Consider the following 6,702-nt stretch of genomic DNA (forward strand, 5'->3'; position numbering starts at 1 on the left):
GCGCGGCGGGCGATTAAAACAACGAAACCGGAGGAGATCCGCGATGGCGGAGGATATCGCTTGGGCAAGGAATGACGGCTGGCGTCTGTCACGCCGCCAAATGCTGCAGCTCTCGGCCGGGGCCGCGCTCGCCGGCCTCCTGCCGCGCACGGCCATGGCCGCGGGGCTCGAACTCAACGTCTTCGGCCATCGCGTCCACCAGGCTGCCGCGACGACCGGGCCGGGCGGCGACGCGACGGAAGCATGGCGCCAGGAGAGCGGCAACACCGCCTCGTGGGTGACGCTCGGCGACGTCAACGCCATCCACGAGCGCCTCCTGCGCGAGGCGACGCTCGGCACGACGACGATCGACGTTGCCTATCTGCTCAACGGCCGGGCCGTGCCGCGCAACCTCAAGCTCTTCACGCCGCTCGACAGCTTCCTGAAGGAGGCGCCGATCGCCGAGTTCGACGACATCGCGCCGGGGCTCGTGAAGCCCCTGCAGCTCGACGGCGCGCTCTACGGCGTGCCCGTGCGCCACGCCACCAACGTCATCATCTACAATGAGGCCCTGTTCGAGGAGCGCGGCGTCGCCCTGCCGAAGACCTTCGAGGAACTCGTCGAGGCGGCGCGCAAGCTCACCTTCAAGCGCGACGACGGCACCCAGGTCTACGGCCTCGCCTTCACGCCGGTCTTCGCCTCGAACTTCCTGACGATCGCCCGCTGCCTCGATGGCGACTACATGACCGAGGACCGGAAGATCGTGGCGGCCGAGGCGCCGATGGTCGAGGCCCTGACGGTGCTCGCCTCGCTCTACAAGGACGGCGTCCTGCCGCGCAACACGGCGACGCTCAACAACGAGGAGCTGACGACCTGGATGCAGCAGGGCCGCGCCGCCATGAGCATCCAGCCCTTCGCCCGCCTCGCCTCCTACAACGACCCGCAGAAGTCGCGCTATCCGGGCAAGCTCAAGCCGCTGGTGCCGCCGATGGCGGAGGCGCTCGCCGGCAAGGCGAGCTATGCCCCGACGGTGGAGTTCTGGTCGCTCGTCATCCCGGCCAATTCCAGGAACCAGCGCGCCGCCTGGGATTTCATCCGGCACCTGTCCTCGCCCGCCGCGACGACGCAGATGGCGCTCAACGGCAACGGGCCGGTGCGCATCAAGACCTATGCCGACCCGGCCTTCGGCAAGAGCTATCCCTACGCCGCCGTGGAGGCCGAGGCGGTGGCCGCCTCGCGCATCCACCTGCCCGCCTTCGACGAGCAGGCCCGCGCCCACGACATCTTCATCGAGGAGACGCAGGCCGCCGTCTTCGGCATGAAGACGCCGCAGGACGCCATGGCGGACGCGGTAAAGCGCGTCGCGCCCCTGCTCGGCTGACGTTGCCCTTCAAGCGCCGGACGCGCTCCCCGGGTCCGATCCGATCAGGTTCCAACCTGATCGGATCCGGCTCTAGGCGCCCGTCCGCGGGGCCGGCATCGGCCCGACATAGCGCGACTGCGGCCGGATCAGCCGGCCGGCCTTCTCCTGTTCCAGCACGTGGGCCGTCCAGCCCGCCATGCGGCCCGCCGCGAAGACATTGGTGAAGCCCTCGCGTGCGAAGCCCACGGCCTCGAGGACGAGCGCCGTATAGAACTCCACATTGGTCTCGAGCGGCCGCAGCGGCTTGCGCTCGGCGAGCAGGGCAAGGGCCTCCGCCTCCACCGCCTCGGCAAAGCGGATGCGGCCGCCGGCATCGCGCAGGCCGGCCACGGCGCCCTTCAGCACGTCGGCCCGCGGGTCGCGCACGCGATAGATGCGGTGGCCGAAGCCCATCAGCCGTTCGCCGCGCGCCAATGCCTCCGCCAGCCACGGGCGGATGCGGCTTTCCTCGCCGATAGCGTCGAGCATGTCGAGCACCGGCCCCGGCGCCCCGCCGTGGAGCGGCCCCTTGAGCGCGCAGAGCGCGCCGATGACCGATGAGAACAGCCCCGCCTTGGTCGAGGCGATGACGCGCGCCGTGAAGGTCGATGCGTTGAGGCCGTGGTCGGCCACGGTGACGAGATAGGTGTCGAGCGCGCGCACGTGGCTCTCTGCAGCCGGGCTGCCGTGCAGCATCCTGAGGAAATCCGCCGCTTGCCCCAGATCCATATCCGGCGCGACCGGATCCTTCCCGGCGCGGCGGCGGTGGATCGCCGCCGCGAAGACCGGCACCGCCGCGACGGCGAGCACGTGATGCGGCCCCTCCTCCGCGTCCGCCAGCGCCGACAGCAGCAGGCGCAGCGCCTCGACCGGCGCGAGGCCGTCCGTCGCCGGCAGCAGCGGCGGCAGGAGCGCGAAGGCGTGGGTGCGCGCGCGGCCGAGCGCGCTGCGGATCTCGGCCTCCTCCATCGGCTCGGGCGCAAGGTCCCGCCACAGCAGGGCGAGCACGCTCTCGAAGCTCCGGCCCGCCAGTGTCTCGAGATCGTGCCCGCGCACGATCAGGCGCCCGGCCGCGCCATCGACATGGCTCAGCACGGTTTCGGCGGCGATGACATCGTCGAGCCCCGGCGCGGCATGAGCGGCAAGCGGGGCAAGGGCGGGCGGTGATGGGTTTGAACGGCTCGTCATGGTCATCCTCGCGAAAAGCTTGCCGCGAGGATGGCGCTGGAATACATATAGTCAATATTGATTCATGTAATCAATCTAGGAGCGACGGTGGCGGAGCACGACCGGTTCATGGACGCGGCGGCGGCTGCGCAGAGCCTCGGCGTCAGCCGGGCGACGCTCTATGCCTATGTGAGCCGCGGCCTCATCCGCACGGGCGAGGCCGCGGGCGATCCGCGCCGGCGCCTCTACAGCGCGCACGACATCGAGGCGCTCAAGCGGCGCAAGGAAACCGGCCGCCGACCCGCCCGGGTCGCGGAGACGACGCTCGACTGGGGCCTGCCGGTCCTCGCATCCGCCATCACGCTCATCGAGGACGGCCGCCTCTACTATCGCGGCCACGAGGCAACCCGCTGGGCCGAGACGGCGACGCTGGAGGACACGGCGCGGCTCCTCTGGAACTGCGAGGGGCGGGATCCCTTTGCCGGGGCGCCCACAGGAGCCCCCTGGGATGCCGCGCTCCTCGCCCGCCTCGCCCACCTGCCGCTGACGGAACGGTGCCAGGCGCTGCTGCCGCTCGTTCCCGCCGGCCGCGCCATCGCCTGGCAGCGCGACGTGCGCAGCCTCTGGCCCGGCGCCGCGGCCTTGCTGCGTGCGACCGCCGCCGCGGCCAGCGGGACGGAGCCGGACGGTGACGACATCCACCGGCATTTCACCCGGGCCTGGCACCTCGATGAGACGGGCGCCGACATCCTGCGGCGGGCGCTGGTGCTCGCCGCCGATCACGAGCTCAATGCCTCGGCCTTCGCCGTGCGCGTCGTCGCATCGACGGGCGCCTCGCTCGGCGCCTGCCTGAACGCCGGCCTCGCGGCCCTGAGCGGTCCCCTGCACGGCGGCACGACGAGCCTGGTCGAGATCCTGTTCGATGAGGTGGAGCGGGCCGGCGATGCGGCCGCGGTCGTGGAGGCGCGGCTCAGGCGGGGCGAAGGCGTGCCGGGCTTCGTCCACCCGCTCTATCCGGAGGGTGACCCGCGCGCCGCCGCCCTCCTGCCGCTGCTGCCGGCGGATGCTGCCCGCGAGGCCCTGGCAGAGGTCATGCAGGCAAGCGCCGGGCGGCTGCCCAACATCGATTTCGCGTTGGTGGCCCTGCGCCGGGCGTTCAACCTGCCGGCGGGCGCGGCGCTCGCGATCTTCGCCGTCGGCCGCACCGTCGGCTGGATCGCCCACGCGCTGGAGCAGCGGCTGGGGGACAGGCTCATCCGCCCCGTGCGCGCTACACCGGCCCTTCCGCCGAAGACGCCTGAGAAGGGGCGAAACCGCCCCGCGCTCACTCGCGGCGGTCTCCGTAGAGCTCCTTGATCTTGCGGTGCTGCTTCTCCCGCTCGCCGGGCTCAGCCGCCGGCGCCGCATCAGGACGTAGATGACGGCGGCCGCGAACAACACCGGGCCGATGGCGACGAGGAAGAACCAGAAATACTCACCCATGGGTGCCTCCGTCCTCCGCCTCAGTAGCCGCCGATGATGGGCAGGATCTCGCCCGTGATGTAGCTGGAACAGTGCGGCGAGGCGAAGAAGACATAGGCGGGCGCGATCTCCTCCGGCTGGGCCGGGCGCTTCATCGGCACCTTGGCGCCGAACTGCGCGACCTGCTCCGGCGGCCGCTCGGACGGGTTGAGCGGCGTCCACACGGGCCCGGGGGCGACGGCGTTGACGCGAATGCCGCGCGACACGAGGTTGGACGCCAGCGCCCGCGTGAAGGCGTGGATGCCGCCCTTCGTCATCGAATAGTCGATGAGTTCCTTGCTGCCGTCGATGCCGGTAATCGAGCCTGTGTTGATGATCGCCGAGCCCGGCTTCATGTGCGGGATCGCCGCCTTGGCCATGAAGAAGTAGCCGTAGAGATTCGTCTTCAGCGTCGTGTCGAAATGCTCCGGCGTGAGATCCTCGATGTCGGAGGCGTGGTACTGGAAGGCGGCATTGTTGACGAGCACGTCGAGCTTGCCGAATTCGTCGAGCACGCGCTTCACCGTCTCCTCGCAGGTCTCCTGCCTGCCGACGTCGCCGGGCAGCAGGATACAGCGGCGGCCCTCCTTCTCCACCGCACGCCGCGTCTCCTCGGCGTCCTCGTGCTCCGAAAGATAGGCGATGGCGACATCCGCCCCCTCGCGCGCGAAGAGCACCGCCACGGCCCGGCCGATGCCGGAATCGCCGCCGGTGATGAGCGCCGTCTTGCCTCGAGCTTCTTCGAGCCGAGGTAGTAGGGCGCATCGTACATCGGTGCCGGCGAGAGCTTGGCCTCGACGCCGGGCTTGCGGTGATGCTGCTCCGGGAAGGGCGGCTCGGGATAGCGGCGCGCGCCGGCCTGCATCGCGCATCGCCGCCGCCACCGTCCTTGCGGCTGTCGGCGGCATCGACCTGCTTCTGCACCTCACGCTGGCGCGCCGCTGCGGCGCCGGCGTCGCTCGACATGCCTTGGCGAGTGTCGGACATGAAAACCTCCGTGCTGCGGAACAGGGTCACGCCGCCATCTTGCGGCAGTGCTCGGCACAGGTGCGGCAGGCCTCCACGCAGGCCTGCATGTCGCCGATACGCTCACAATCGTCGGCGCACTGGCTGCAGATTTCGGCGCATTCGGCACAGACGTGCCGGTGATGCTCGGAGCCGATGAGCATGAAATGCGCGGCCGTGCGGCAGATCTCGGCACAGGCCATCATCAGGGTGAAATGCCGCTTCTCGGTATGGGCGCCGCCGAGCTCCAGGCAGTGGCCCATCGCGGTCGACTGGCAGGTCCCGTAGCAATGAAGGCACGCATCGATGCAGGCGCGCATGTTCTGGTCGATGTGATGCATGGCGATTCTCCCTGTCCGAATGCCCTCCCAATCGCGCCCGTCCCCCATTGTTCCCCCCGCCGGCGGAACCGCGCCGATCGGCTCCGCATTGAGCGATGACGACCGCCGGGGCGCCCCGGCCGCAGAACGAGGACGGAGCGAGCCATGAGCCCCCTGTTGAGAAAACTGAGCAACTTCAGCACTTTCGACGCCGAGGAAACGGCCGCGATCGAAGCGCTGGCATCCGAGCCCATGCTCTATGCGCCGCGCGAGATCATCATCGGGGAGGGCGAGCGGCCGCAGGGGGTCAATCTCGTCCTGTCGGGTTTCGCCTGCCGCTACAAGGCCCTGCCCGACGGCCGGCGGCAGATCCTCGGCTATTTCGTGCCGGGCGACATCTGCGACCTGCGCGTGTTCATCCTCGAGGAGATGGACCATTCCATCGCCGCCGTGACGCGCGGAGGTCGTCGTCCTGCGGCGGAGGAAATCCGTGGGATCACGGCCCGCTTCCCGCGCATCACGACCGCCCTGTGGTGGGCGACGCTCGTCGAGGAGGCGATCTCGCGGGAATGGATCCTCAACATGGGCCGGCGGTCGGCCGGCGAACGCACCGCCCATCTCTTCTGCGAGATCTACCACGGCTTAGGCGGTGGGTCTGGCGGACGGGGGGCGGTTCACGTTTCCGGTGACGCAGCCGGAGCTCGCCGATGCCCTCGGCCTCTCCGTCGTGCACGTCAACCGGACGCTGCAGTTCCTGCGCCGCCGCGGGGTCGTCGACTTCGAGAACGGCGAGGTCCTGATGCCCGACCTCGAAGCGCTGGAGGACTACGCCATGTTCAATCCGCGCCATCTGCACCTGCGCGAACAGGCGCGGCCTGAGGCCCGGGCGCCGCTCGAAACACCTGAAGCGCGCCACGGGCCGCACGGAAACATCGCAACCCGCTACGGTTGGAAACCGCGGGGCGTGCCGGCCGCTCGCAGGCGTCATCGTTGCCTCTCTCCCGGCCGGTGCGCTTCGCACGTTGCCGCTCCGCCGCGCCCATCACAACCCGACGGAGACATGACCATGCCGACGAAAGACGAATGGCTCGATCGCTGGCTGCGCGACGCCCACGCCATGGAGCAACAGGCCGAGCAGGTGCTGCGGGCCCAGATCCAGCGCCTCGAGAACTATCCCCAGTTCCGCCGCAGGATCGAGGAACACCTTGCCGAAACCGAGCGCCAGCGCACGCTCGTCGAGGGCTGCCTCGCCCGGCGCGGCACGCGCCTTCCGGCCTCAAGGACGCCGCCGGCAAGCTGACGGCCATGGTGCAAGGCCTTACCGCCTCG

5 protein-coding genes and 3 pseudogenes are annotated in these 6,702 nt (G+C 70.1%); 5 read left to right on the forward strand and 3 right to left on the reverse strand.

All coding sequences use genetic code 11. The features are described 5' to 3' along the window. The first annotated feature begins 43 nt into the window (after window positions 1-43). A complete protein-coding gene (locus tag AL346_RS24400) occupies window positions 44-1,360 on the forward strand; it encodes an ABC transporter substrate-binding protein (RefSeq protein ID WP_082312727.1) in 1,317 nt (438 codons plus the stop codon). A gap of 72 nt (window positions 1,361-1,432) precedes the next feature. Here the strand turns inward: AL346_RS24400 and AL346_RS24405 are convergent, their stop codons facing one another. After that, entirely contained in the window at window positions 1,433-2,569 is a 1,137-nt protein-coding gene (locus tag AL346_RS24405) for a citrate synthase (protein ID WP_082312663.1), read from the reverse strand. An 87-nt stretch (window positions 2,570-2,656) separates the two neighbouring features. Here AL346_RS24405 and AL346_RS24410 point away from each other — a divergent pair, with 87 nt between their 5' ends. Then, window positions 2,657-3,904 carry a citrate synthase family protein gene (locus AL346_RS24410; protein WP_245303247.1) on the forward strand — a complete coding sequence of 416 codons (1,248 nt, stop codon included), beginning with the start codon at window positions 2,657-2,659 and terminating at the stop codon, window positions 3,902-3,904. Between the two features lie 146 nt (window positions 3,905-4,050). On the opposite strand, the pseudogene AL346_RS24415 reads toward AL346_RS24410, so the two are convergent. Further along, window positions 4,051-5,035 (reverse strand): annotated as a pseudogene (locus AL346_RS24415) (SDR family oxidoreductase). Window positions 5,036-5,061: 26 nt separating this feature from the next. Continuing rightward, window positions 5,062-5,394, reverse strand: a complete 333-nt coding sequence (locus AL346_RS24420; protein WP_019401732.1) for a four-helix bundle copper-binding protein — start codon at window positions 5,392-5,394, stop codon at window positions 5,062-5,064. 231 nt (window positions 5,395-5,625) lie between these two features. Here AL346_RS24420 and AL346_RS25985 point away from each other — a divergent pair. The 3 genes and pseudogenes from AL346_RS25985 to AL346_RS24855 all read left to right on the forward strand — a co-directional run. After that, window positions 5,626-5,769 (forward strand): annotated as a pseudogene (locus AL346_RS25985) (cyclic nucleotide-binding domain-containing protein); the annotation flags it as partial. A gap of 289 nt (window positions 5,770-6,058) precedes the next feature. Then, window positions 6,059-6,142: pseudogene (locus tag AL346_RS25990) on the forward strand (helix-turn-helix domain-containing protein); the annotation flags it as partial. A 297-nt stretch (window positions 6,143-6,439) separates the two neighbouring features. Continuing rightward, window positions 6,440-6,673, forward strand: a complete 234-nt coding sequence (locus AL346_RS24855; RefSeq protein WP_245303262.1) for a DUF892 family protein — start codon at window positions 6,440-6,442, stop codon at window positions 6,671-6,673. Window positions 6,674-6,702: the final 29 nt, after the last annotated feature.

The organism is Chelatococcus sp. CO-6 (genome assembly GCF_001271345.1).
In the GTDB taxonomy this organism is placed as follows: domain Bacteria; phylum Pseudomonadota; class Alphaproteobacteria; order Rhizobiales; family Beijerinckiaceae; genus Chelatococcus_A; species Chelatococcus_A caeni.